We start from the raw sequence: 268 nt of genomic DNA on the forward strand, positions 1-268 counted from the left end.
GTTCCACTATATACTGCACTACCAGGAGTAACTAAGTGTCCAGCTACAGAAGATATATTTATGATATGACCAGAATTTTGATTTCTCATTCCAGAAATAACTGAATAAATACCGTTTAAAACACCTTTAATATTTACATCAATCATTGAGTTCCATTCATCTATCTTCTTATTATGAATTAAAGATAATGGCATAACTCCAGCATTATTAATTAAGACGTCTATTCTTCCATAATTATCAATGGCAAACTGTGCTAATTCATTTACTT

At 29.9% G+C, this 268-nt stretch carries 1 protein-coding gene; it reads right to left on the minus strand.

Translation table 11 applies throughout. The annotated features are described in order from the left end of the window. Positions 1 to 268: SDR family oxidoreductase (locus ACSUE0_RS14580; RefSeq protein ID WP_436957842.1), on the minus strand; the 268-nt coding region annotated here is incomplete at both ends.

This window comes from Staphylococcus sp. AS1337, from assembly GCF_051408735.1.
GTDB lineage: Bacteria > Bacillota > Bacilli > Staphylococcales > Staphylococcaceae > Staphylococcus > Staphylococcus xylosus_B.